A 23,206-nucleotide genomic window follows, 5' to 3' on the forward strand; every position below is an offset into this window, starting at 1 on the left:
CTGATGTAAGAGTTGCCTCGCGATCGCGCATCTGACGGAACTTCGCGCGAAGCGCGCTTGTCCACGGGCCTCGCGGCCTTCGAAGGTCGGCATCAACCGCGAGGAGAGTATCGATGGAAAGAGGACGTGTTGCCGCGCTCGACGCAGGCCGGGCGCTCGCGATCGTCGGGGTGGTCGCAGTACACCTGTCGTTTCAGTTTCCCAATTTGCCCGGCGCCGTGACGCTCGTGGCGCGCATGGGCCAATACGGCGTGCAGCTATTCTTCGTGATCAGCGCAATCACGATATTCATGACGCTCGAAATGGATCATGCGCGCTGCGCGGATGCCCGTCATGTCACGTTGCGCTTCTATATCAAGCGCTTTTTTCGCATCGCGCCGATGTACTACGCCGCGATTGCGATCTATGGCCTCATCAGTTACGGGGCGATGCGCTCCGGCGTCGAGCGCGCATGGGTGCTCGGCGCGCACGGGCCGATGGACATTCTGCTCAACATGGTCTTCCTGCATGCGCTCTCACCGACGGCGATCAACAACGTCGTGCCCGGGGGATGGTCGATCGGCGTGGAAATGCTTTTCTACATGATCGCGCCGCTGCTGTTCTTTCTCGCGATGAACCGCGCGCGTCTGCTGCTGGCGACTGTGCTTCTGCTCGGCATATCGTTCGCCGTGATGTCGATGAGCGATTGCAACGGCACGCTCGAATGCAATGTCGCCAACAACACGTTCAGCTATTTCTGGCCGCCCGTGCAAGGGCCATGCTTCATCGTCGGCATGTGGGCGTGGTATGCGTTCCGCTCGCATTTGCTTGGTGCGTCCGTGACGAAGCGCGTCTCGTTGCTTTATTTCTCGCTTGCATTGGGTTTCGCATTGATGACAGGCGCGCTCGGCGTATGGCTCGACAAGGCGCATGCGCTCGCGCCGGTGTTCGCCGCGTGCAGCGCCGTCGCGTTTCTGCTGTTCGTCTGTTCGCGGCATGCCCGCAAGCATCGCGACGATGTCCGCGCGACGCCGCGCAACACATTCATCCGGCGCTGCGCCGCCGCGCTCGGCCGCGAAAGTTATGGCATTTATCTTTGGCACTTCATCTGCGTCTATGCGACGTTCCATTTCTTCGATCGCTCATTCGGCGAGAAGAATGGCGAAACGTCGCTGGCGCTATTCGGCGCGACGCTGATCGCCGTGCTCGTCGTTTCTTATGGGCTTTCGCGCGTCTCCGACCGGCTTATTCAGGGACGCGCGACGCGCTTGTCGAGGCGCCTGCTCGCATCGGTTGATCGACGCTTTCATCTGACGCGCGACGCGTAGTGTCAGGTCGCATTCGGGGTTGCGGCAACGGGCAGAGCGAGACGCCGCCCCCGCGTGCGATACAACACGATGCTCGCGACGAGCGTCGCCATTTCCGTCACGGCGACAGTCATCCAGAGCCCGCGCGGGCCGAGCCACTCGGTCAGGAACCAGAGCATCGCCAATAGCAGCAACCAGCTTCGCAGCAGTGCGACGATCATCGAAGCAAGCGGCGCTTCGATGGCGGTGAGATAGCCGCTGATCGCGACATTGATCGCGGCGGGCAGGAACGCGAGCGCGCACCACGGCAATGCGTCGCGCAAGAGCGCTTGCGCCGCCGGGCTGTCCGGCACGAAGAGCGAACCGAGCGGCGCTGCGAGCGTAAGAATCGCGAAGGCGGCGGCCAGCGCGAAACCGGCCGTCACCGTCATGCCGATCGAAAACGCACGCGTCACCGCGTGCCCGTTGCGCGCCCCGCGTTCGAAGCTCACGATCGGCTGCATGCTTTGCACGAGCGCCACCATCGTGACGGAGGCGATCATCGTCATGTATTCGACGACCGCGAACGCGACGAGCCCGGTATCGCCGAGCCAGCGCAGCACCGCATGATTGAAGGCGAAGAGCGTGACGCTCGGCGCGATCTCGCCTAAAAACTCCGACGCGCCGTTATAGGCCATGCGCCATGCATGATCGAGCCGCGCGAATGCACGCGCAACAGGGCGGACGCGTTGCGCCTTGACGAAGTGATAAGCCAGCATCGGCATGCACGCAAGCGCCTGACTGATGCCCGATGCGAGCGCTGCGCCACGCATGCCCCATTGCATGTGGCTCACCATCCACCAGGTCAAGGCGACATCGACGATACCGCCCGCGATCAGACAGACGAGTCCGAACTTCGCCGCGCCCTCGATGCGCAAGAAGAGTTCGAGTGCATAACATGCGGTCGGGAACAGGACGAACGGCGCATAGGCATGCAGGAACGTTACGGCGAGCGACGCCAGTTCGCCACGCGCGCCGGTCCAGTGCACGAAGGTGTCGGCATAAAGATAGATTGCGAGCGCGAAGGCCACGCCGCACGCGCCGAGCAGCCATAGCGCCTGCGTGAAGGCTTCGGCGGCATCGCGTTCGCGGCGCTCGCCGAGCAGGCGCGACACGAGCGTCGAGCCGCCGACGCCGATCATCACGCTGAACGCATAAGGCAGATAGAGCAGCGGCACGAGCAGATTCAAGGCGGCGAGCGCATCGGCGCCGATATAGCGTCCGATGAAGATGCCGCTGATCACGGAATGCATGCAGTAGACCCATGCGGCAAGCACGGTGGGCACGGCGTAGTTCGAGAATCGACGAACGAGAGAAGTATTGTTATTGGACATCATGACGGACAACCCGACGTTACTCGCAAGGCACGCCAGCGCGCATCACACGACATCTTTCGATGCGCGAGCAAAGCGATGGCATGGCGCAAAAGCGCGGTATGGGCGCACCGGAAGACACTCGGGCGAGCCGCATAAGATTGAAACGAGACTGCGTAGCGCGCGGTCTGGCGGCGCGAGAATACGCCAGCGGGCTACGAGAGGAAAGGCGTGATGGGGCTAACGGCGCGCGAAGCGCGAATGCCGCTTCAGGCTTTCACGATGCATCGATTGCGATGCGGTGGTTGGAGTGGCGAACGCGATACAAGGTTCCTCGCCAGGCTTTTAAGCGAATCATGATTCACACGCGGTGCGACCAACCGCTATGCCCCCGACGCCTCCAGCGGCCTGTCGGCCTTCGCCCGCAATCCATACGCCGTCAGCATGCGATACAGCGTCACGCGCGATACGCCCAGTTCTTCCGCCGCTTCGCCGAGGCGTCCGCGATGCCGCAACAGCGCGACTTCGATTGCCTGCCGCTCGGCCGCTTCGCGCGCTTGCGCGAGCGTCATCGGCGCGGCTTCGGCATATTCGCCGAGTTCGAGATCGGCGGCGAGAATCTGCCGTCCTTCCGACATGACGATGGCGCGGCGCACGCGATTGATCAGCTCGCGTACATTGCCGGGCCAGCCATAGTTATGAATCGCCGCGATCGCACAGGGCGCGAAGCCGCGCAACCGGCGGCTTGCATCCTTCCTGAAGCGTTCGAGCATGTGATTCGCGAGCAGTTCGATATCCTTGCCGCGCACGCGCAGCGGCGGCTCGTCGATCTGCAAGACGCACAGGCGATGGTACAAGTCCGCGCGAAAGCGTCCTTCGAGCATCGCCGTTTGCATGTCGACGTGGGTCGCCGAGATGATGCGCACATCGACAGGCGTCGGGCCTTGTCCGCCAAGGCGTTCGATCTTTCGTTCCTGCAGGAAGCGCAGCAGGCTCGCCTGGCTTTCGAGCGGCAAATCGCCGATTTCATCGAGAAAGAGCGTGCCGCCGTCGGCGGCTTCCACGCGGCCGATCTTGCGTTGATTCGCGCCGGTGAACGCGCCGCGCTCATAGCCGAAGAGTTCGGATTGCAGCAGGTGCGGGGGAATCGCGCCGCAGTTGATCGCGACGAACGGATGATCGCGCCGCACCGAGCGCTCGTGGATCGCAACCGCGGTAAGCTCTTTGCCCGTGCCCGATTCGCCGGAGATGAACACGGGCGCATCGGTCATCGCGACTTTGCGGATCGAGCGGTACAGCGCCTGCATCGCATCGCACGAGCCGACCATGCCGCCTTCCTTGCAGTCGTCCTTGCGCGGATCGTTGCTGGCCGCATCGTGCAGCGACACCATGCCGTAGGCATGCCCGACCGCATCGACGAGACGGTCCGCGGAAGAGGGCACGGTCACGAAGTCGAAGCAGAAATCGCGAATCAGGCGGCAGATCTCGGGGCTATCGACATGCTCGGCATCCACCGCCGCAACCCAGCCGATCTGATAGCTCGCCAGCATTTCCGTGAGCGTCGCGGCTTCCTTGGCGAAACCTCGACTCGTCAGATCGACGATGCCCGCGGCAGCACGCTTGCCGTGCTTGCTGGATTTCGGCGGCTTGGCTGGATCGATGCGCTCGATCGTCCATCCGCGCGCATGCAAGCGCTCGGAGAGATCCTCGGAAACCGCGCGCCCAGCGAAATAGAGTGTTCTGGCTTCCCCGTACATGGCTCTTTCCCGGCTTTTTTAATGTTAGCGACAAGTATGCGCCCGGAACTGTCAGTGCTAAAAGCCTCGCAAACGATAAGCCGATTTTGAATGTTTACATTGATCGGCGGAATCGATTGAAAACGTCAGAGCATTTTTTGCGAAACGAACGTGCATAATTTGATGCACGCGCGTGCTTTAATCGCGGAGACGCTTTGGCAGGCGCGCTCGAACGTCAAAACGAACCCAGCACAATTTACTTATCTGCTTATGAATATGTTTTTGTCGCGAATTATCTGCGTGATCTAAATTGGAGCACGCTGAAATATCAGATAATAAATACCTCGCGAAACTGAATTGCGACGCGCGCGCAGCAAGGGTAGAGTTTGTGCGTGCGTCTCGTCTGACGAATACCCCGTTCGAACATGGATAAAGCAGAGAACTCCACTTCAACGCATCAGCCACGACTGCTTCTCGTCGACGACGATCCGGCCATGATCCGCGTCATCGGCGAAATGCTCGCGGAATTCCCCGATCAGCGCTTTGCCACCACCGGCGAGGCCGCGCTCGCGCTTGCGCGTGAAGCGACGCCCGATCTCATCCTTCTCGACGCCAACTTGCCCAACATGACGGGTTTCGATGTCTGCGAGATTCTCAAGAAAGATGCGAAGCTCGCGCGCGTGCCGGTGATCTTCGTCACCAGTCATGACGCGCCCGCCCTCGAAGTCGATGCGTTTCGGATGGGCGCGGCCGATTACGTCATCAAGCCGCTCGTCGCGCCGCGCCTGCAAGCGCGTGTGCGTGCACAGCTTCGCTTGCGGCGCCGCGTGATGGAAACGCAGGCGCGCTTGCATCGCGAAGGCGCGAAGCCCGTGTCGAAACCTACGGGCGTGCGCGTGCTCGGCATTCTCGCGAGCGATACCGCCGAGGCGCACCGTCATGCGCTCGCCGCAATCGGCGCGGTGGATGTCGCCGCCGATTGCGAAGCCGCGCTGGGCGTTGCCGAGCGCAAGGAGCCGGACGTCATCGTGCTCGATACCGCGTGCTGCGATAACCCATGCGCGAGCGTGCGTTCATTGCTGACGCAGTACGCTCACGTGCCCATCGTCGTGCTCGCCGACGGGCGCGATGTCGAAACCGAGCAATGCACGCTCGATGCGGGCGCCGCGGATGTCATCGCGAAACCGGCCAAGTCCGTCGTGCTGGAGGCGCGCGTGCAGGGCGCGCTCGATTCCGCGCGCAAGGCGCGCGAGGAAGTGCGCGCATGGCTGGAAGCGTCGGGCGGCGCGAGCGTTCATCCGTTTCCCGTGTCCGCTCGCGACGTGCGCACCGGCTGATCGGCCGCTTCGTTTCAAGCCTGTTCGAGCATCTCGCGCGCCATCTTCGAGGCGCGCGCGAAATCGAGCGCGCGCACACGCGCGAGGAAGTGCTCGAAGTCCTCGCGATAGCCGTTCGGTGCGTGCGGCGAAAGGCTTTCGGATAGCGCGATCGCTTGCAGATTCGAGGCATCGAGCAATTCGACGATCGCGTTGAGACGCGCGCGCCAGTCTTCGTTTCGAAGCGGCTGTGCGTTCGTTTCCTGCCTTGCGGAAGAGGCCGGCGGCCCGAACGTATCGACGAGCCGCTCGACGCTCGCTGCCAGCAACTGCTCCATGCGCGGCAGTTGCGCGCGCGTTTCATCGAGCGCATGCGCATCGTGGCCGCGATCGAGTAGTTCTTTCTCCAGTGCGCCCGCGAGTTGCGCGAGCGCCGCCGCGCCGACCGTGGCCGCGCTGCCCTTGATCGAATGCAGCACCGAGGCCGCGCCTTGCGTGTCCTGCGCCGCGAGTCTTTCGACCAGGCCGTTCAGGTGTTTGTGCGCCTGCCCGCCGAAGCCATCGGCCGTGCGCCGAATCAGATCGATGTTGCCGCCGAAGCGCGCGATGATCGAATCGCGCGGCTCGATCATCGGCATCGCGTTCGCGTCCGGTGGTTGCGCTTTCATCGGCGCGCGTTCGATTTGCGCGCGCAGCACGGCAACGAGACGCTCGACGTCGATCGGCTTGCCGACATGATCGTTCATGCCCGCCTGCAAACACGCATCGCGATCCGCGCCCGACGCATTGGCCGTCATCGCGATGATCGGCAGCGCGTCGAAGCGGCTATCCGCGCGAATGAGGCGCGTGGCTTCGAGCCCGTCGAGATCGGGCATCTGCACATCCATCAGCACCGCGTCGAATGAACCCTGCGCGGCCATGATGCGATCGACGCCTTCGCGCCCGCTCTCGGCGAGCGTCACGTTCGCGCCTTCCGCGCGAAGCACGCCTTCGGCGACTTGCCGGTTGAGTGCGTTGTCTTCCACCACGAGCAGGGCGAGCCCTTCGAGGCGCTGCGCACGGGCTGCAACCGGCTGCGTTTCGTGCGGCGCCGGCGCGGCCTGAGACGGCAGCGCGGCGCGGATCGCCGCGACGAGTTGCTTCGGCGTCACGGGTTTTGTCAGGAAGCCCGCAAAAGGCGCGGCGCCGTGTTCCTGTGACTCTCGCAACACCTCGCGTCCGAATGCGGTGACGAGCAGCACGAGCGGCGGCGCGACGCGTCCGTTCATCGCGCTGACCTGTTTCGCGGCGTTGAGGCCGTCGAGGCCGGGCATGCGCCAGTCGAGCAGGGCGATATCGTAGGGCGCTGCGCTGTGGGCGGCGTCGGCGATGCGCGCGACCGCCTCGGTGCCGCTCGTGACGACGTCCGCGTGCCAGCCGAGCGAGCGCACCGTGCGCGAGAGGATTTCGCCCGCGATGGCGTTATCGTCGGCGATGAGAATGCGCGCGCCATGATCCGGGAACGCGCGCTGGTTCCGCGCGGGCGCGTCCGCTGTGTCCACGCCGAGCGTGATATCGAACCAGAAGCGGCTTCCTTCACCCAGCCGGCTTTCGACTTCGAGCTGGCTGCCCATCATCGCGACGAGCCGTTTGCTGATCACGAGCCCGAGGCCGGAGCCGCCATAGCGGCGCGAGGTCGACGCCTCGGCTTGCGTGAAGCCCTCGAAGATGCGCCCGAGCTGTTCCTCGCTGATGCCGATGCCGCTGTCGCTCACCGCGATGCGCAAGCGCACCGTTTCTTCCGGCGCGGCGCTCACGGTGTCGAGCCGATGCACGCTCACGACGATCTGCCCCGCGGAGGTGAACTTGAGCGCGTTGCCCGCGAGATTGATGAGCACCTGCTGAAGGCGGAAGCTATCGCCGACGAGCACGGCCGGCAACGACGGATCGAGATCGAAAAGCACCTCGACGTCTTTCGCCCCCTGATTGCCCGACAGCACGATGCCGAGCTCTTCCATCAGCTTTTCGGGCTCGAAGGGATGGCTGTCGAGTTGCAGCTTGCCCGCCTCGATCTTCGAATAGTCGAGGATGTCGTTGAGCAGGCTGAGCAGCGACTTCGCGGCGGTCACCGCCTTGCTCACGTAGTCATGCTGCCGATGATCGAGCGACGTCATCTGCACGAGATGCAGCATGCCGAGCACGGCGTTCATCGGCGTGCGGATTTCGTGGCTCATGTTCGCGAGAAACGTCGATTTCGCCGCGCTCGCCGCGTCAGCCTGCTCTTTTGCATTGCGCAGATGGTATTCGAGCTCGTATTGATCCGTGACGTCGTAGTTCACGCCGGTCATCGCGACGGGCGTGCATTGCGCGTTGCGTTGCGTGCGCTGGCCGCTCTGGATGCGCCGCGTCGTGCCGTCGGGCAGGACGATGCGAAACGGCGGCAACGACTCGGTTTCGCCCGCGGCCGCGGCGCGCAGGCGCGCCATGATCTCGTCGTGATCGTCGGGATGAATGCGCCTGCGCCAGTGCTCGATATGCAGGCCGTTGTCCAGCAACGCGGGCGGATACTGATACAGCTCGAACATGCGCGCGTTCCAGTGCAGCTTGCCCGTGGCGAGATCCCACGACCAGATGCCCAGTTCGGCGATATCGGCGGCGAGCAGCAACTGATCGCGCGCGTGGGCCAGCTCGCTGCGCTCCTTTCTTTGCCGCGAGATGTCCGTGATGACGGAGACGAAATGCGAGAGGCCATCCAGTCGCATGGCGCCCGTGGTCACGTGCGCCGGGAAAGACGTGCCGTCTTTACGCTGGCCCGCGAGTTCGAAGTCGGTTGTCGCAGTGCCATTCGGCCACTTGAATTGCATGACGTATTCGTCATACGCGTGCTGATAGGGCGGCGGCACCAGCATGCGGATGTTCTGGCCGATAACTTCATTCGCCTTGTAGCCGAACACTTTCTCGCCCGCCGAATTGAACGAGCGGATCGCGCCGCGTTCGTCCACGGTGATGATCGGGCTGATCACGGTGTCGAGCACGGTTTGCGTCGTCGCGAGACTGCGCTCCAGTTCCTGTTCGATTCGATTGCGCGCGTTGATCTGGCGCACGAGCGTCGAGCCGAACATCGCCAGCACGAACGCGAGCACGGCGGTCACGCACGCGTGCCAGAGCGTGTCGCGCCACCACGGTGCGAGGATTTCATCGCGCGCGAGCGCCGCCGCGACGAAAAGCGGATAGTCCTGCAGTTCGCGCAGGCTATTGAGCCGCGTCACGCCGTCCTGCGACGAGCTCGTCGTGAACACGCCCGAACTGTGCTGTTCGAGATGCGCGCGGTACAGCGCCGTGTCGATCACGTTCTTGCCGACGAAGCGGTCTTCGAAAGGGCGGCGCACGACCATCACGCCCGAGTTCAGCACGAGCACCGCCGCGCCCGATTGCCCGAGGTCGAGGCTATCGTAGAAACGCGAGAAGAAATCGACGTCGATGGTCGCGAGCGCGACGCCCGCGAAACTGCCATCGGGCGCGTCGATGCGGCGCGACACCGGCACGATCCATTTGCCCGTCGAGCGGCTTTGCACCGGCGGGCCGATGTGCGTGCCCTGATCGGTATGCGTGCGGTGATATTCGAAATACTCGCGGTCCGAGTTGTTGAAGCGCGAGTCGAGCTTCGGCTGCGAGTTGACGATCCAGGCGCCGTTCTTGTCGTAGATGAAAAGTCCGTTCAACTGCGGCAAGTGCTGCACGCGCGACACCATCGCGCGATGAATGCGCGCAAGCGAGTCCGGCGACATGCCGTCCTCTTCGACGCGCTCCACCATGCCGATGAGCGTGGTGTCGGCCTCCTTGAACGTGTCGTTCGCGTGCTGCGCCATCGCGCGCGCGAGGTTGTAGGTCGCCGTCGTCATTTCGTCGAGCTGCACGCGGCGCGCGGCGAGGCTGCGCCATACGTCGGTTGCGACCAGAAGCAGGCAGACGACGACGATGAACACCGTCATCCTGAAAGTGAGCGAATGGCGATTGAGCACGCCGGGTCTCCGAATGGGCGAAGTCGAGATTCAACGCTGCCGTATCTTATCGCGCCGTCCGAAAGCAGCCGCCGAAGGGAAGGCGCGGGCGATCAGACACATTAACGGCACGCTGGCGTATGGACTTGAGCCCCGGCGACGGGAATATTTTCGATGTTTCGCCCGTATGGAAAGCGGAGATCGTTCGCGGTGAAGCTCAGGCAGGTGTTTGCGCCGCGCCACCGTTCCGGGCCGAAAGCGTTGGTGCGCGCCCGACTTCAGTGTCGCCCGGCGCGGGGTGAATGCGCGCTTTGCCTTGCTGCATAAGGGATTCGAATAGCTGGCACGGTGTCTGCATTAGATGCCCGCACCGCCGCCTCAGCGAACCCCGGACTCAATCTCGCTGCACGATCGCTCAGCCGGCAATGTCATCGAACGACCCGTTGGTGAAGAAGGAGCGAATCATGTTGGGATACCTAATCAATATCGCAAGAGACCTCGTGCTGCCGATCCTGATGGACCGGACCGAGACGCTGCTGGATCGCGCCGAGCATGGCCGCCGCGATACGTATCTCGCGTCGTCCGCCGATATCGGCGAGCTCGAACGCCGCATGCGCGAGTGCGATACCGAAGCCTGATGCTCACGAATCGGAAAACAAACATGATCACTCTGAACGACGAACACGCCGACGCGCCGGTCATCGCGCTGCATTGTTCGGGCGCGGGCGCGAATCAGTGGCGCACGCTCGGCGACATGCTCGCCGCGCTCGACACGCCAACGTCGCGCTACACGCTGATCGCGCCGGAGCATTACGGCTGCGACAGTGTCGGTCCCTGGAGCGGTGCGCACGCATTCACGCTCGCGGACGAAGCGGCGCGAACCGTCGAGATCATCGATCGCCAGCAGGGCAAGGTGCACCTCGTCGGTCATTCGTATGGCGGCGGCGTCGCATTGCGCGCGGCGCTCGAACGGCCGCACGGCGTCGCGAGCATCACGCTCTATGAGCCGTCGGCGTTTCATCTGCTCAAGCGCATGGGCGCGCGTGGCGCCGCCGAATTCGCCGAGATTCAGGCGATTGCGGCGCGCACGGCGGAGGGCGTCGTCGCGGGCGACCTGCGCGGGGCGGCGAGTTCGTTCGTCGATTACTGGAGCGGGCGCGGCGCGTGGTCCGCGCTGCGGCCTTCCGTGCAGGCGATGCTCACGCGCTGGGTGCCGAAAGCGCCGCTCGATTTTCGCGCGCTGATTCACGAGCCTACGCCGATGAGCGCCTACGCGAACCTGCGCATTCCCACGCTCGTGATGCGCGGCGAGCACGCGCCCGCGCCGACGCGCCTGATCGCGGAAACGCTGCCTGATCTGCTGCCGGCCGCGAAGCTCATCGTCGTGCCCGAGGCGGGGCACATGGGTCCGCTCACGCACGCGCAGGCGGTGAATGCGGCGATTGCGCGCCATATCGCCGAATGCGACGCGCGCACGGCATGCCTAGCCGAGTAGTCCATCGCGCGACGGGGCGCTTTCGCCCTGACGCTCGATGAGCCGCGCGCGAAACCAGAAGGTCCATGCGAGCAAGCCGCCGTAAATCACGTAGCTCACGACCGGCGACACGACGAGGTAGCGCTCCACCGGCCACGTCCACGCGAACCAGAAGCGCAGCATCGTTTCGACCGAAAGCCCGACGCCCCACACGAGCGTCATGAGGCGCAACGACGCGCGCAGCATCGCGCTGTCGCGCCAGTACGCCTCGAAGCGCTCGGCGCCGTTTTCCTGCTCGCGCGTGACGGTCGCACGTGCGAGATAGAAGATGAGCGGACGCTCGAACAGGAGCGAAACGAGAAAAACGATGCCCGTCGCGCCCGCCGCGAGCGATTCGCGCACGAGCAGAATACGCGGGCTGCCGCCCATTGCGAGCATCACGATGGACAACGCGATGCCGAACAGCACGAGCGCGGAAAGCGCATCCACGCGCCGCGAGCGCGCGAACTCGGCGATGCTCCACACGAGCGGCGGCGCGGCCGACGCATAGAGCGCGCCGACATCGCCCCAATAGGGCAGCGCCAACCGGTACGCGAGCCAGGGAAGCAGCAGATTCGCGGCGAGTTCGAGCACGAGACCGGGCTTGATCTTTTTCATGGACTCAGAAGTGTGCGCCTGCGCGCTGTGCCTGGTTCCAAGTATAAAAGATCGCACGTGCGCGAATGTGCGCATGCGCGCGGCGAATCCCCCAAAGTCTGCAAAGAAAGCGACGCCGCTGCTCGTGGTGTCGAGCAGCGGCGTGAAAGGCGCGAACAGATCGAGCGTTACTTTTTCGGCGGCGGCGCGCCGGGAATCGCGTTGACGCGCGCGGCATTCGCGGCGTTGGCAGCATTCGCCGCGTTGATCGCGTTCGTGTTGTAGGTTGGCGCGGCGTTGTAGTTCGGACTGACGTTATAGCTCGGGTTCGGCGTGGTGGCGTTCGGCGTGTTCGAATAGCTGGGGGCGGGCGCCGCGGGGTTCGGCAGCGGCTTCGGCTGCAACGTCTGATTGATGACGCCCATTTGCCCCAGCTTCTTCGCCGCCTGACTGTCCGCGCTGGCTGCCGTGGCGAAGCACAGGCCGGCCGCGCCGGCGATCAACGCAATGTGCATGACGCGCCCTTGCGTGCGATTGCGGATTTTCTTCATGACGGCCTCCTTGGTCGTGCCGGCCCGCGCGGATGCGCGCCCAGCACTTACATTGTGTGCAACGACGATGCCCGCGTGGAGCAGGGTTTAGCCTAGGTTCACTCAGCGCGATCTGGCGTTACCACCTTACGAATCTTTGATATTCGTCTAACAAAAAGGCGGTATCGGCCGGTAACATGTAATTCGAACTGCCAAATATCAATCGCCTGGAGGACCACCCGCATGTTTCCCGAATATCGCGACCTGATCTCGCGCCTCAAGACCGAAGACGGCCATTTTTCGCGTCTGTTCGAGCGTCACAACGAACTCGATCATCAGATTCACAACATGGAGACGGGCGTGACGCCCGCCGACACCTTCGCCATCGAAGCATTGAAAAAAGAAAAGCTCTTGCTTAAAGACAAGCTTTACGCGGTTCTGAAGAAAGCGCACGAAGCCGCCTGAGCAGAATGAGCGCAGAGGTAGCCGCACGCGCAACAACCAAGAGGAACCGATGAAGCTGATAACACCGGACGATGCCGCCGAAGCGAAAAACGACAATCTCGCCGCTCGCACGGCGGCGGCCGACATCGAACGTGAAGAAACGCGTCGCGCGTTCGAGGCGGCGCACGGCCTGCTGACGAACAGCGTCGATCACATACTCGGCCGGCTCGACGCGCGGGAGCAGGAAGGCGCGGAATCGATCGTCGATAGCGTGAAAACGCTGATCGGCGGTATGTCGCCTGACGAAATCGCCGTGCTGCGCGCCCATCTTTTCGATGGCGACACCGTGCTGCGCTCGGCCAGCGGCGCGCTCGACCCCGACGACGAGCTATCGCCGTCCTGGCGCGAAGGCGGCTATCCGTATCGTCATCTGATGTCGCGGCGCGCGTACGAGAAACAGAAATATCGTCTTCAGGTCGAGTTGCTGAAGCTGCAGGCGTGGGTGCGAGACACCGGCCAGCGTGTGGTGATTGTTTTCGAAGGACGTGACGCGGCGGGCAAGGGCGGCGCCATCAAACGCTTCATGGAGCACCTGAATCCGCGTGGTGCGCGCGTGGTCGCGCTCGAAAAGCCGAGCGAGCGCGAGCGCGGCCAGTGGTATTTCCAGCGCTACGTCGAACACCTGCCGACCGCGGGCGAGATCGTTCTCTTCGATCGTTCGTGGTACAACCGCGCCGGCGTGGAGCGCGTGATGGGCTTCTGCACCCCGGGCGAGTACGACCATTTCATGCAGCAGGTGCCCGCGTTCGAACGGCATCTGTCCACGAGCGGCACGCACGTCATCAAGCTATGGTTTTCGGTTAGCCGCGCCGAACAGCGGCGCCGCTTCAAGGAGCGCGAGATTCATCCGCTCAAGCAGTGGAAGCTGAGCCCGGTCGATCTGGCCTCGCTCGACAAGTGGGACGCCTACACCGAAGCCAAGGAAGCGATGTTCGCGCATACCGACAGCGCCGACACACCCTGGACCGTCGTGCGCTCCGATTGCAAGAAGCGCGCGCGTCTGAACGCCATGCGCTACGTGCTGCACCGGCTGCCCTACGCGAATCGCGATCTGAAGTCGGTTGGCGCGGTCGATCCGTTTATCGTCGGACGGCCGTTTTAGGCGGCGCTCACGCCTTCGGTCAACGCGTGAGCGAGCAGGCGCGCGTGCGGCGTCAGCGCGTCGAAATCGCGTGCGCACAGATGCAGACGGCGCATCGCCCACGGCTCGGAGAGCGGCAGGATCGCCAGTTCCGGCCGTTCGAGCATGCGCGCCGACGCTTCCGACAAGATCACGAGCCCGATGCCCGCTTCCACCAGCATGCCGAGATTGTCGATGCTGCGCATTCGGATTCGATAGCCGATCTGCCTGCCAAGCCGCGACGCGCGCTCGGCCAGATGCATTTCGAGCGCGGCATCCGATAACCCGACGAACGCCTCGCCCAGAATATCCGCGAACGCTACCGCGCTTTGCCCCGCGATCCGATGGGCGCGGTTCGCCACGACCACGAGCTGATCCTGGGCGAGCAGATGCGTCTGAAGCCGTCCGAGGTCCGCCGTGTCCGACACCACGCCCAGATCCGCGCGGCCCTCGGCGATCGCCTGCACGATCTCCACGCTCGGGCGCTCGTCGAGATCGATCGAAAGATCCGGAAAAGCCGCGAGAAATTGCGTGAGTCTCGGCGGCAGAAAAGCGGCGAGCGCGGCCGTGTTCGACATCAGCCGGATGCGGCCTTTGAGGCCGGTCGCGAAGGAGCGCAGTTCGCCGCGCATCTGCTCGACCTGGCCGAGTATCGCGCGCGCGTGGCGCACGAAGGCGTCGCCCGCGGCGGTCGCCTGCACGCCGCGCCGGTTGCGCTCCAGGAGGGGCGCGCCGAGCGCGGCTTCCATCCCCGCAATGCGTTCGCTCGCGGAGGCCAGCGCGAGATGCATCGCCTGCGCGCCCGCCGTGATGCTGCCGCGCTCGACCACGGTCAGGAAGAGGCGCATGTCGGTGAGATCGAATCGCATGCCGCTTCTTTCGGTTTTCCCGAAGCCTCGCATTGGAAATGCCAGATTGTAAGCGGCAGGCCGCGTCGTTAGCATCTGTCGCATGGAACCCCTTATTCTGGTCACAGGCGCGGGATTTCTCGCGGGCGCGATGAACGCGCTGGCGGGCGGCGGCTCGTTCGTGAGCCTGCCCGCGATGATCGCCGCCGGCTTGCCACCGGTTCAGGCGAACGCTTCGAGCACCGTCGCGCTGTTTCCCGGCGGCGTGGTGAGCGCGTGGGCGTATCGCGACGGGCTCGGTCCGGTCGGCTCCGTGTCGATCCGCAAGATGCTCGTTACGACGCTCGTCGGCGGGTTCGTCGGCGCGGCGCTCTTGCTGTCTACCTCGTCGAAAACATTTTCCTTCGTGCTGCCGTGGCTGCTGCTGTGCGCGAGTTTCACCCTTGCATTCGGCCGCAAACTGGGCGAGGCGCTGCGGCGGCGCTGGCGTATCGGCGCGGGAGCCGTCCTGTCGATCCAGTTCGCGCTCGGGGTGTACGGCGGCTACTTCGGCGGCGCGGTGGGCATCATGATGATGGCCGTCTGGGGCCTGCTCGACGCGCGCGACCTGAAAAGCCTGAACGCGCCACGCACGCTGCTCGTGAGCGCGGCCAACTCGGTCGCGGTGCTGACCTTCGCGGCGGCGCAGGCGGTGCGCTGGCCGGAAACGATCGCGATGCTCGTCGCGGCCATCGCGGGTGGATATGGCGGGGCGCAAATCGGCCGGCGCGCGCCGCCGCAGTGGATACGCGCGGGCACGTTGGTTGTCAGCGCCGGCATTACGGTCGCTTTTTTCGTGAAGACTTACGGGCCGATGCTGTCGCATCGATGACGCGCGTATCGACGTTCAGGGAGACCCTCATGTTTCCGGCCTTGCTCGAAACCCTTGGCGCGCTGTCGCTGCTCGCGAGCGTCGTGGCGAAGATCATGCTGTTGCGCGAGCCGCACGAGACTGGCGCGGAGGAGGCGCCTGTCGCGCCCGGGCGCGTGGCGTGTTTTCGCCGATGCGTGCATCGCGAGCGTCGCGTGCGCGCGGCGTTCAGTGCGCGGTGCGTTCGAGCGGCGGCAGGCCGAGCGGCTTTCGCGCGGACTCGTAAGCACGGATGAAGCGCGGGTCGTCGTCGATCTCGCGCGCCATCCACTTCGACAGATCTTCGCCGCAAGCCGGATCGCCGATGTCGTGGAAGCACGGCGAACTGGCGGGCATCATGCTCGCCGCCCAGTAAAAGCCGAAGAGCACCTGTTTCTCGGCGGCTTCCATGACGAGCGCCTGCGGATCGGTGCCCGAAAACCAGCGGCCGAGCTTGTTCGAGAGGGACGCTTCGGTTTCGTGGCTGTCGTAGGAAAAGACATAACCTCCACCCGCCTGCGCCGTGTGAAAGTCGTTCATGACGACGTCGGTGACGAAGCGCGCCGCTTTGGTGTTGACCGCAAACGATTGCGCATGCGCCTCGCAACCGAGAAACCAGAGCGAGACGAGCAATGCTTTTGTTTTTTGCCGGACCAATGCGCGGCATTTTTTCCGATTGCTAGCCGGGTTCACACGAATAAGAGGAAATATTTGCGTGCGCAAACAGAGCGGCATTGAATAAGCTCTGGAGTGTATCGATTACTTAAAACGCCGATCCGCAGCAAAAAAGCTATCGGAAAAACGAATTCACGTTTTGCCTTTTTATCGCAGCAATGCAAAACGGCCCATTCGGGCCGTTTCGTGCCATAGGCGAGTGCGCCTGACTTACAGCGGCTGGATCGTCGAAGCTTGCTTGCCCTTCGGGCCTTGCTTGACTTCGAAGCTCACCTTCTGGTTCTCCTGGAGCGACTTGAAACCCTTGGACTGGATTTCGGAGAAATGTGCAAACAGGTCTTCACCGCCGTCGTCCGGCGTGATGAAACCAAAACCCTTTGCATCGTTGAACCACTTGACCGTACCTGTTGCCATTTTTTCCAAACCCTTTGAGCCGAATTTCGTTGAAGTTGCGCTTCGAATTGTCGAGCGGCATAGAGTTTTACCATGCCAGAACGCCGAGTTCAAATAAGCGTTTTTGCTAAGAGACGAGACATAAGCACGTCATACTCGCGAGCTCGAATGCCCGACCGCGCGGAATGTTTTTTGATCGGACTTACTTCGCCTGGCCGATCGATTATCCTCGACAAATCAGTCAGCCAAACGACAAAAGGCATCCTAACATGGCACATACGCTTTCCAGCGCCCGGCAACGCATGACATCCGAACCCGTGCGGCTCGACACGCCGGAGATCGCGCAAACGCGCCGCGAACTTGCGGCCTGTTTTCGGCTCGCGTCGCTTTACGGTTACGAGGAGGGCGTCTGCAATCATTTCTCGGCCGTGGTGCCGGGCCATGACGATCTCTTTCTCGTGAATCCCTATGGTTATGCGTTCAGCGAGATGACGGCGTCGCGTCTTTTGATCTGCGATTTCGACGGCAATGTCATCGAGGGCGAAGGCAAGCCCGAAGCGACCGCGTTCTATATTCACGCGCGCCTGCACAAGCTGATGCCTCGCGTAAAGGCGGCTTTTCACACGCATATGCCGAACGCGACCGCGCTATGCCTCTTCGAAGGTCCGCCGCTCTTGTGGCTCGGGCAGACCGCATTGAAGTTTTATGGCCGAACGGCGGTGGACGAGCAATACAACGGCCTGGCGCTCGACGACGCCGAAGGCGACCGCATCGCCAGCGCGATGGGCGACGCCGATATTCTCTTCCTCAAGAATCACGGCGTGATGGTCGCGGGCGGGAGCATCGCCGAAGCATGGGACGATCTCTACTATCTGGAGCGCGCGGCGGAAGTGCAATTGCGCGCGATGAGCGCGAACCGGCCGCTCAAGCCGGTGCCGCACGAAATCGCGCAGCGGACCTATGAACAGATGCGCGCGGGCGATGCCGAAAGCGCGCGGGCGCATCTGGAGAGCGGGATGCGCCAGTTGCGCGCGCGGGGAATCGATTTTGAAGCGTGATTACTTGCGGGGGAGGATGCGCCTGATCCACCCTCGCTTTCCCATATCCGTCTGCTGCAAGTATTGATAAGGAAGCCGAATAAAAATACGCCAGATCGACCCGGACGCGCCGCCTTACATCGAGATATCGTGCAAGTCCCTGACGATGGGCGGTCCGATCCTGAAGTCCGAGAAGCGCACGTCGAGGCCGCCGCGCTCGGGCGTGCAGCACATCGGGCCGACGAGCCAGCGCGCGTCGGCGCGGCTTGCGGCGAATGGCGCGAGGCGCATGAGCGTCCAGGTGTGTTCATCGGCGCTGCATTGCACTTTCAGCACGCCCTCCGCGATCGTCATGCGCACGCGAAAGCGGTTCGCGCCGGCACGCGATCCGAGCGACCAGTCGGAGAGTTCGTTTGTCAGGACGGTGCTGAAGGTCAGCGCGCCATCGTTGTATTCGGCGCCGGCCTTGACCCAGCGTGCTTCGCTTTCACGCACCATCAGGCCGGCCTGATCGTAGAGCGCGGAGAAATCGCCATCGACCGTCACTTCGGCGGTGAAATCGCCATTCACGCTCGCCGCGAAGACGTGTCCGCTGTCGCGCACGAAGCCGTAGTGTGTCTTGCGCCAGAAGTCCGTGTTCGCGCCGGTGGCGACGAAGAGCGTGTCATGTTCGACGCGCCATTGCGCGGGCTCGTTGATCCACTGGCATTGATCGAACATGGCGTCTTCGTCGCGTGAGGGGCAGGGCAAGTATGTCATAGCGCGTTCATGCGTATGATCGTACGAAAATCTCGATGCGCCGCTGCACTACCATGTATCGTCCTTTCGCGAAGAGGAAGCACGATGGTCAAGCTGATGATGATCCTGCTGGGCGTGGACTACTTGCGCAATCGCTGGCGCAGCCTCATGGTGGCGGGCTGCCTGCTTCTGGTCGTCGGCATCGGCGTGTTTGCGGATGCGCTCGACGGCGCGCTCGGCTTTCCGATCGCCTTCGTCGGCTGGCTGCTGCTGATCGAGGGCGCGCTCACGCTTGCCGTCGCGTGGGCCGGCGTCGGCGGGCAGCGCAGGCTGCGCTACGCGAAAGGCATCGCGTTCGTGCTCACGGCGGCGCTGATCTTCGAAGGGAATCATCACGGCCACTTCGTTCTTTCGATACTGATCGGCCTCGCGTTTCTGTTCGACGGTCTCTTGCAGGCAACCTCGGCGCTCGTCGTGCGATACCGGCGCTATCGCGTGGCGCTCGGCTTTGCCATCTTCGAAATGCTCATCGGCATCTTCATGATCCAGCCGTATCCGACGCATTACAAAGGCACGGTGCCTTATTGCATCGGCGCATTCTTCATCTTCGCCGGATGGAACCTGATGCTGATCGCAACGCGCGTGCGCAAGCTGACGAGCAATCCGGCCGTATGGGGCGACAGAAGCGCGGAAGCCGCGAGCGAAACAGGCGCGCATCTGGAACCGCGCACGCGCGAATGGGACGGCCCGCCCGCCGACGATGAACCCGCGTTGACCGTGCATGTATGGACGCCGGTGGGATCGTCGAAGGCGGAGACGCAATGGCATCCGATCGTCGATCGCTATATCGCGGCCGTCGATCGCAATGGCGTGATCTCGACGGGACACGCCGCACTCGAATCGCCGGAAGGCATTTACTTGAGCCTTTATCCGGCAGTCGAGATCGACCGCTCACCGGACGACTTCGCGCGCCTCTTGCGCGCCACGCGCGAGAACGACGTGCCCGGCATGTTTCAACCGAGCTATGCGATCGAATCGAAGGCGTGGTGCCCGTCGACGACGCGCGTGCGCATCCGCAATTACGATCCCGTTCGTCTGGATAGCTTCTGGCGCAGCTATCGCGAGGACACGACGTATAACCTCACGCACCGCAATTGTTCGAGCAGCGTGTCGCGCGCGCTCGATGCGGCGCTCGAAGGCGCGGCGGGCCGCTTGTATGGCGCGCGCGCGGGCTGGGGCGCGCTCTTTCGAATGATCGCGACACCGGAGTTATGGGTCGCCGCGCAAGTGCGCAAACGCGCCGTGACGATGGCATGGACGCCCGGCCTCACGCTCGACTATGCGCGCTCGCTCAGCATGGTCGCCGACCCGCGGCCTTATGGCTGGTTGAAGGTGACGCGCATGGCGCTCGCGAAGATGCGCGAATCGCGGCGCGCATGGCGCGAGGAGTCGAATGCCGATCCGCCCGCGCGCGTCTGAAGCGGCCTGCGGAAGTTATAGATCGAGCTCGTCTTCGGCCTTGCGTGCGCGGCGTTCTTCGTTAGCGCGGCGCGCGCGCAATCGCTGGCGCGATAGCTGGGCGATCACTTCGCCGGTCGATGCGCCCGGCGGAATCTCATTGCGAATGACCTTCGGCACCATCGGCAGTCCCATGCGCTGTCTGCGCAGCGCGCGGGCGATGTGGGTGCGGCATTCCTGACCGTGACAATCCCATTCGTCACGGATTCGATCACAGTAGGGACATTGTTCCATTCCCAGAGTCTACCGCGAAACGATGGCGGCGCTCGCCTGCATCAAGCGTTCCAGACGCCGCTTTGCGCGGTTCGCCGCGCATAGTCCTCGAACGAGCGCGCTTCGCGATGCAGGGCGAGACGCACGCCATCGGCGGGCTTTTCGTTGCGGCCGTCGAGTACGGTCGTGAACAGGTAAAGAATCAGATCGGTTTCCGGCTTCGACACGCCCGCTTCGATCAGACCCGCGCGAAACGCATCGGCGGGCACGGGTGCAAGACGCAGATCGCGCCGCGATTCGTGTGCGATGCACGCGAGCGCTTCGGCGAACGAGATCGCGCGAGGGCCCGTGAGCTCGTACAGCCTGTTTTCATGACCCGGTTGCGTGAGTGCCGCGACGGCTGCATCGGCGATGTCTTCCGCGTCGACGAACGGCTCCGCGATATCGCCGACGGGCAAGGCAAGCGTGCCTTCGCGAATGGGGGCGAGCAGGAAGCTCTCGCTGAAGTTTTGCATGAACCAGCTGCAACGCAGGATGGTCCACGTCGCGCCCGAGCGCTGCAATGCGTTTTCGGCGGCTTGTGCCTCTTCTTCACCGCGTCCCGAGAGCAGCACGATTCGCTCCGTGCCGTTTGCAAGCGCCGTGTCGAAAAATGCGCTGACCGTATCGAGCGCGCCGGGAATCGCGAGATCCGGCTGATAGGTGACATAGACGCGCTGCACGCCCGCGAGCGCCGCCTCCCATGTCGAGCGTTCGTTCCAGTCGAAGCGCGGTTGCGTCGAGCGCGCACACGCACGCACGCTAAATCCTGCTGCATCGAGCCGCTGGGCCACGCGCCGCCCCGTCTTGCCGTTTGCGCCGAGAACGAGAATGGGCGCCTTGTCGAAATCCGATCGAGTCATGTCCGTCTCCAAAGTTTAAAACGTGAGAGTTGCTCACGTTTTAAACATGATAGATACTCACATTTGACTGTCAAGTTTTTTGAGCGTGCTTTCAGGGCACAAAGGAATCGATATGCAAGAAAAGCCGCCGTCCGGGAAGGGAGAAAAGAGCGTGGTGCGCAGGCAGCCTGCGCAGCAGCGCAGCCGCGAACGTCTCGATCGCATCCTGGAGGTTGCGCAGCAATTGATTGCGGAGAAGGGCAGCGAGCACGTCAGGATGAGCGAGATCGCTGAACTCGCGGAGATATCGATCGGCTCGCTCTATCAGTATTTCCCCGACAAGCGCGCGATCGTGCGGACGCTCGCCGGGTTATACGCGGCCGAGAGCCGCCGTTGCGTGCGCGAAGCGCTCGAAGCCGTGCAGAACAGGGCGCAATTGCTCGACGCCTTCGCGTCGCTCGTCGACCAGTACTACGAGATCGTGCTGGACAAGCCCGTGATGCGCGATATTTCTTCGGCCCTGCGGTCGGACAAGGAACTGACGAGTATCGAGATTGCCGAGAGCAAGGCATGCGGCGCGCTGCTCGCGGCGGCGATCCGGCGCGTGACGCCGGGCGCGGACAGCAAGCGCGTCAATGCGCTCGCGTTCCTGATCTGGCAGATGGGGGAGGAAACGATGCGCCTCGCCGTCGCGCACAAGCGAGGCGAGGGCGCGCTTCTCGTCGACGCCTACAAGCGAATGAGCTTGCGGGCTATCGAAGAGGCCTGAAAAGCGCGCGTGCTCAGCCGCTCAACTGATTCGACGCGCTCGTGCGCCGCTCGCGCTGATGATGATCCAGACTGCGCCGCAACATCTTTTTGACGAGGCCTTTGAGGAAGTGGATCGAGCGGTCCGCGCGCACGTTCAGATCGAACGGCGCGAGTGCGACGACTTCGCGCCCGCCGCGCCCGGCGAGCTTCTCGCGCGTCTGCCGATGATCGAGGGCCATTCCTTCGAGCGTCTCGGATGCCTGTTTGAAGGACGCCCGATCCACGCGCGCGCAGACATGACATGCCCGCCGGAATGTCTTGTCGAAGACGGTGAGCCAGAACTCGTCCATCTCGTTGCCTTCGCAGCGCGCGAGCGCTTCCTGGCCGTTTGCGCGCAGATCGCGAACGTCGCGCAGCGACGCCGTCTGCGTGATGCTGCCAAAGCGCCTGCGATAACCGATCAATGGCGTTGGAATGCGATGGATACTGCTCGCGCGAAGGTAGATCGAGGGCACCACGGCGGCGTCTTCGTAATGCCGTCCCACGGGAAACGAAGCGGCATCGAAGAGGCTGGTGCGATACACGCGCGCCCACGCGAAGGTATGGAACTTGTCGGCGAATTGCTGCAGCGTTGCGCGATTCATGGCATGCCCGCCGCGTTCGCCCTGTTCGACGAGCGCGATTTCTTCGAGCTCGCGCCCGTCGTCGTCGATGATCCTGACGTTGTATTCGACCAGATCCCACTTGCCCTCGGCGAGCACGGGCACGACCGCTTCGGTGAAACCGTTCAGATAGATGTCGTCGCCGTCGAGAAACCCGACATAAGGCGTGCGCACGGCGGCAAGACCCGTATTGCGCGCGGCGCTCAGGCCCGCGTTTTCCTGGTGCAGCAACTCGATATGCACGCCCCGGTCGCGTTCGACGATCGCGCGCGCGGCGGCATAGGTCTGGTCGCGCGAGCCGTCATCGACCACGATGATCTTGATCGCGTCGATATGAGGCTGCGAAAGCAGGGATTCGAGCGCTTCCTCGATGTATCCCTCGATGTTGTACGCCGCCACGACGATGCTGAGTAGCGGGCTCGTGTCTCTCAAGGAGTCACTCTCAAACGGCATGGATGACGCTCCGGTCGGATGATTGGGTCTCTCTTCGCACACTGACGGCGAAGAGTCGTCATGCAATTGGTCTGATGGATGTGCAGGCTCGATCGCCCGCTTATTGTTGGAGCATGCCAGTCATAGGGCCGGTCCCGGTCGTCCGGCCTGACCTGCATGTCGATGGTGGATCAACGCTAAGAGCCGATTTCGCGGCGGGGGTTCCCAGCGCCTCT

Annotated in this window: 22 protein-coding genes; 10 read left to right on the forward strand and 12 right to left on the reverse strand. The window is 63.4% G+C overall.

Annotated elements, in window-relative coordinates:
• The first annotated feature begins 113 nt into the window (after positions 1–113).
• A complete protein-coding gene (locus AWB70_RS14270; RefSeq protein ID WP_053571462.1) occupies positions 114–1,307 on the forward strand; it encodes an acyltransferase family protein in 1,194 nt (397 codons plus the stop codon).
• Between the two features lie 2 nt (positions 1,308–1,309).
• On the opposite strand, the gene AWB70_RS14275 is transcribed toward AWB70_RS14270, so the two are convergent.
• Complete coding sequence (locus tag AWB70_RS14275) at positions 1,310–2,611, reverse strand: MATE family efflux transporter (protein WP_235024245.1); 1,302 nt, start codon at positions 2,609–2,611, stop codon at positions 1,310–1,312.
• A 410-nt stretch (positions 2,612–3,021) separates the two neighbouring features.
• Positions 3,022–4,395 (reverse strand): sigma-54 dependent transcriptional regulator, encoded by a 1,374-nt coding sequence (locus AWB70_RS14280; RefSeq protein ID WP_014252486.1) that lies wholly within the window; start codon positions 4,393–4,395, stop codon positions 3,022–3,024.
• Positions 4,396–4,799: 404 nt separating this feature from the next.
• On the opposite strand from AWB70_RS14280, the gene AWB70_RS14285 reads away from it, so the two are divergent.
• A complete protein-coding gene (locus AWB70_RS14285; RefSeq protein WP_053571460.1) occupies positions 4,800–5,711 on the forward strand; it encodes a response regulator in 912 nt (303 codons plus the stop codon).
• Between the two features lie 14 nt (positions 5,712–5,725).
• On the opposite strand, the gene AWB70_RS14290 is transcribed toward AWB70_RS14285, so the two are convergent.
• Positions 5,726–9,691 (reverse strand): response regulator, encoded by a 3,966-nt coding sequence (locus AWB70_RS14290; protein ID WP_235024246.1) that lies wholly within the window; start codon positions 9,689–9,691, stop codon positions 5,726–5,728.
• A 443-nt stretch (positions 9,692–10,134) separates the two neighbouring features.
• Between AWB70_RS14290 and AWB70_RS14295 the strand changes: the two genes are divergently transcribed.
• Both AWB70_RS14295 and AWB70_RS14300 read left to right on the forward strand, forming a co-directional pair.
• Positions 10,135–10,308 carry a DUF3563 family protein gene (locus AWB70_RS14295; protein ID WP_075644308.1) on the forward strand — a complete coding sequence of 58 codons (174 nt, stop codon included), beginning with the start codon at positions 10,135–10,137 and terminating at the stop codon, positions 10,306–10,308.
• A gap of 23 nt (positions 10,309–10,331) precedes the next feature.
• Entirely contained in the window at positions 10,332–11,165 is an 834-nt protein-coding gene (locus tag AWB70_RS14300; RefSeq protein ID WP_053571459.1) for an alpha/beta fold hydrolase, read from the forward strand.
• On the opposite strand, the gene AWB70_RS14305 is transcribed toward AWB70_RS14300, so the two are convergent.
• Positions 11,154–11,801, reverse strand: coding sequence for a VC0807 family protein (locus AWB70_RS14305; RefSeq protein WP_041733419.1), 648 nt, complete (start codon positions 11,799–11,801; stop codon positions 11,154–11,156). The two genes, AWB70_RS14300 and AWB70_RS14305, sit on opposite strands and share 12 nt — an antisense overlap.
• A gap of 167 nt (positions 11,802–11,968) precedes the next feature.
• Complete coding sequence (locus tag AWB70_RS14310; protein ID WP_053571458.1) at positions 11,969–12,331, reverse strand: hypothetical protein; 363 nt, start codon at positions 12,329–12,331, stop codon at positions 11,969–11,971.
• A 222-nt stretch (positions 12,332–12,553) separates the two neighbouring features.
• Here AWB70_RS14310 and AWB70_RS14315 point away from each other — a divergent pair, with 222 nt between their 5' ends.
• Together AWB70_RS14315 and ppk2 are read left to right on the forward strand one after the other, a co-directional pair.
• Positions 12,554–12,775, forward strand: a complete 222-nt coding sequence (locus tag AWB70_RS14315) for an HP1242/YdcH family protein (protein ID WP_045461011.1) — start codon at positions 12,554–12,556, stop codon at positions 12,773–12,775.
• A gap of 49 nt (positions 12,776–12,824) precedes the next feature.
• A complete protein-coding gene (ppk2, locus tag AWB70_RS14320) occupies positions 12,825–13,916 on the forward strand; it encodes a polyphosphate kinase 2 (protein WP_053571457.1) in 1,092 nt (363 codons plus the stop codon).
• On the opposite strand, the gene AWB70_RS14325 is transcribed toward ppk2, so the two are convergent.
• Positions 13,913–14,803, reverse strand: coding sequence for a LysR substrate-binding domain-containing protein (locus AWB70_RS14325; protein ID WP_045461008.1), 891 nt, complete (start codon positions 14,801–14,803; stop codon positions 13,913–13,915). The genes ppk2 and AWB70_RS14325 overlap by 4 nt on opposite strands.
• Positions 14,804–14,885: 82 nt before the next feature.
• Here AWB70_RS14325 and AWB70_RS14330 point away from each other — a divergent pair, with 82 nt between their 5' ends.
• Positions 14,886–15,653 carry a sulfite exporter TauE/SafE family protein gene (locus AWB70_RS14330; protein ID WP_053571456.1) on the forward strand — a complete coding sequence of 256 codons (768 nt, stop codon included), beginning with the start codon at positions 14,886–14,888 and terminating at the stop codon, positions 15,651–15,653.
• A 207-nt stretch (positions 15,654–15,860) separates the two neighbouring features.
• On the opposite strand, the gene AWB70_RS14335 is transcribed toward AWB70_RS14330, so the two are convergent.
• Positions 15,861–16,211 carry a hypothetical protein gene (locus AWB70_RS14335; RefSeq protein WP_233390058.1) on the reverse strand — a complete coding sequence of 117 codons (351 nt, stop codon included), beginning with the start codon at positions 16,209–16,211 and terminating at the stop codon, positions 15,861–15,863.
• Positions 16,212–16,556: 345 nt separating this feature from the next.
• Positions 16,557–16,760 (reverse strand): cold-shock protein, encoded by a 204-nt coding sequence (locus tag AWB70_RS14340; protein ID WP_008347993.1) that lies wholly within the window; start codon positions 16,758–16,760, stop codon positions 16,557–16,559.
• Between the two features lie 248 nt (positions 16,761–17,008).
• Here AWB70_RS14340 and AWB70_RS14345 point away from each other — a divergent pair, with 248 nt between their 5' ends.
• A complete protein-coding gene (locus AWB70_RS14345) occupies positions 17,009–17,797 on the forward strand; it encodes an aldolase (protein ID WP_053571454.1) in 789 nt (262 codons plus the stop codon).
• Between the two features lie 114 nt (positions 17,798–17,911).
• Here AWB70_RS14345 and AWB70_RS14350 read toward each other — a convergent pair whose 3' ends face one another.
• Positions 17,912–18,496 (reverse strand): DUF1349 domain-containing protein, encoded by a 585-nt coding sequence (locus AWB70_RS14350; protein ID WP_053571453.1) that lies wholly within the window; start codon positions 18,494–18,496, stop codon positions 17,912–17,914.
• A gap of 123 nt (positions 18,497–18,619) precedes the next feature.
• Here AWB70_RS14350 and AWB70_RS14355 point away from each other — a divergent pair, with 123 nt between their 5' ends.
• Complete coding sequence (locus tag AWB70_RS14355; RefSeq protein ID WP_053571452.1) at positions 18,620–19,993, forward strand: HdeD family acid-resistance protein; 1,374 nt, start codon at positions 18,620–18,622, stop codon at positions 19,991–19,993.
• A 15-nt stretch (positions 19,994–20,008) separates the two neighbouring features.
• Here the strand turns inward: AWB70_RS14355 and AWB70_RS14360 are convergent, their stop codons facing one another.
• Both AWB70_RS14360 and AWB70_RS14365 read right to left on the reverse strand, forming a co-directional pair.
• A complete protein-coding gene (locus AWB70_RS14360) occupies positions 20,009–20,266 on the reverse strand; it encodes a hypothetical protein (RefSeq protein ID WP_014252472.1) in 258 nt (85 codons plus the stop codon).
• Between the two features lie 41 nt (positions 20,267–20,307).
• Positions 20,308–21,147 carry an NAD(P)H-binding protein gene (locus AWB70_RS14365; RefSeq protein WP_053571451.1) on the reverse strand — a complete coding sequence of 280 codons (840 nt, stop codon included), beginning with the start codon at positions 21,145–21,147 and terminating at the stop codon, positions 20,308–20,310.
• A gap of 112 nt (positions 21,148–21,259) precedes the next feature.
• Here AWB70_RS14365 and AWB70_RS14370 point away from each other — a divergent pair, with 112 nt between their 5' ends.
• Complete coding sequence (locus AWB70_RS14370; RefSeq protein WP_041733414.1) at positions 21,260–21,895, forward strand: TetR/AcrR family transcriptional regulator; 636 nt, start codon at positions 21,260–21,262, stop codon at positions 21,893–21,895.
• 13 nt (positions 21,896–21,908) lie between these two features.
• On the opposite strand, the gene AWB70_RS14375 is transcribed toward AWB70_RS14370, so the two are convergent.
• Positions 21,909–22,991 carry a glycosyltransferase family 2 protein gene (locus tag AWB70_RS14375; RefSeq protein WP_053571450.1) on the reverse strand — a complete coding sequence of 361 codons (1,083 nt, stop codon included), beginning with the start codon at positions 22,989–22,991 and terminating at the stop codon, positions 21,909–21,911.
• Positions 22,992–23,206: the final 215 nt, after the last annotated feature.

Source organism: Caballeronia cordobensis (genome assembly GCF_001544575.2).
Classification (GTDB): domain Bacteria; phylum Pseudomonadota; class Gammaproteobacteria; order Burkholderiales; family Burkholderiaceae; genus Caballeronia; species Caballeronia cordobensis.

Excerpts from the sequence above, each read along its gene's own strand:
- AWB70_RS14270 (WP_053571462.1), top strand. The coding sequence starts at position 114 with ATGGAAAGAGGACGTGTTGCCGCGCTCGACGCAGGCCGGGCGCTCGCG.
- AWB70_RS14360 (WP_014252472.1), bottom strand. The coding sequence starts at position 20,266 with ATGGAACAATGTCCCTACTGTGATCGAATCCGTGACGAATGGGATTGT.
- AWB70_RS14340 (WP_008347993.1), bottom strand. The coding sequence starts at position 16,760 with ATGGCAACAGGTACGGTCAAGTGGTTCAACGATGCAAAGGGTTTTGGT.
- AWB70_RS14375 (WP_053571450.1), bottom strand. The coding sequence starts at position 22,991 with ATGCCGTTTGAGAGTGACTCCTTGAGAGACACGAGCCCGCTACTCAGC.
- AWB70_RS14330 (WP_053571456.1), top strand. The coding sequence starts at position 14,886 with ATGGAACCCCTTATTCTGGTCACAGGCGCGGGATTTCTCGCGGGCGCG.
- ppk2 (WP_053571457.1), top strand. The coding sequence starts at position 12,825 with ATGAAGCTGATAACACCGGACGATGCCGCCGAAGCGAAAAACGACAAT.
- AWB70_RS14305 (WP_041733419.1), bottom strand. The coding sequence starts at position 11,801 with ATGAAAAAGATCAAGCCCGGTCTCGTGCTCGAACTCGCCGCGAATCTG.
- AWB70_RS14280 (WP_014252486.1), bottom strand. The coding sequence starts at position 4,395 with ATGTACGGGGAAGCCAGAACACTCTATTTCGCTGGGCGCGCGGTTTCC.
- AWB70_RS14370 (WP_041733414.1), top strand. The coding sequence starts at position 21,260 with ATGCAAGAAAAGCCGCCGTCCGGGAAGGGAGAAAAGAGCGTGGTGCGC.
- AWB70_RS14315 (WP_045461011.1), top strand. The coding sequence starts at position 12,554 with ATGTTTCCCGAATATCGCGACCTGATCTCGCGCCTCAAGACCGAAGAC.
- AWB70_RS14325 (WP_045461008.1), bottom strand. The coding sequence starts at position 14,803 with ATGCGATTCGATCTCACCGACATGCGCCTCTTCCTGACCGTGGTCGAG.
- AWB70_RS14285 (WP_053571460.1), top strand. The coding sequence starts at position 4,800 with ATGGATAAAGCAGAGAACTCCACTTCAACGCATCAGCCACGACTGCTT.
- AWB70_RS14350 (WP_053571453.1), bottom strand. The coding sequence starts at position 18,496 with ATGTTCGATCAATGCCAGTGGATCAACGAGCCCGCGCAATGGCGCGTC.
- AWB70_RS14295 (WP_075644308.1), top strand. The coding sequence starts at position 10,135 with ATGTTGGGATACCTAATCAATATCGCAAGAGACCTCGTGCTGCCGATC.
- AWB70_RS14355 (WP_053571452.1), top strand. The coding sequence starts at position 18,620 with ATGGTCAAGCTGATGATGATCCTGCTGGGCGTGGACTACTTGCGCAAT.
- AWB70_RS14335 (WP_233390058.1), bottom strand. The coding sequence starts at position 16,211 with ATGAACGACTTTCACACGGCGCAGGCGGGTGGAGGTTATGTCTTTTCC.
- AWB70_RS14310 (WP_053571458.1), bottom strand. The coding sequence starts at position 12,331 with ATGAAGAAAATCCGCAATCGCACGCAAGGGCGCGTCATGCACATTGCG.
- AWB70_RS14365 (WP_053571451.1), bottom strand. The coding sequence starts at position 21,147 with ATGACTCGATCGGATTTCGACAAGGCGCCCATTCTCGTTCTCGGCGCA.
- AWB70_RS14345 (WP_053571454.1), top strand. The coding sequence starts at position 17,009 with ATGGCACATACGCTTTCCAGCGCCCGGCAACGCATGACATCCGAACCC.
- AWB70_RS14300 (WP_053571459.1), top strand. The coding sequence starts at position 10,332 with ATGATCACTCTGAACGACGAACACGCCGACGCGCCGGTCATCGCGCTG.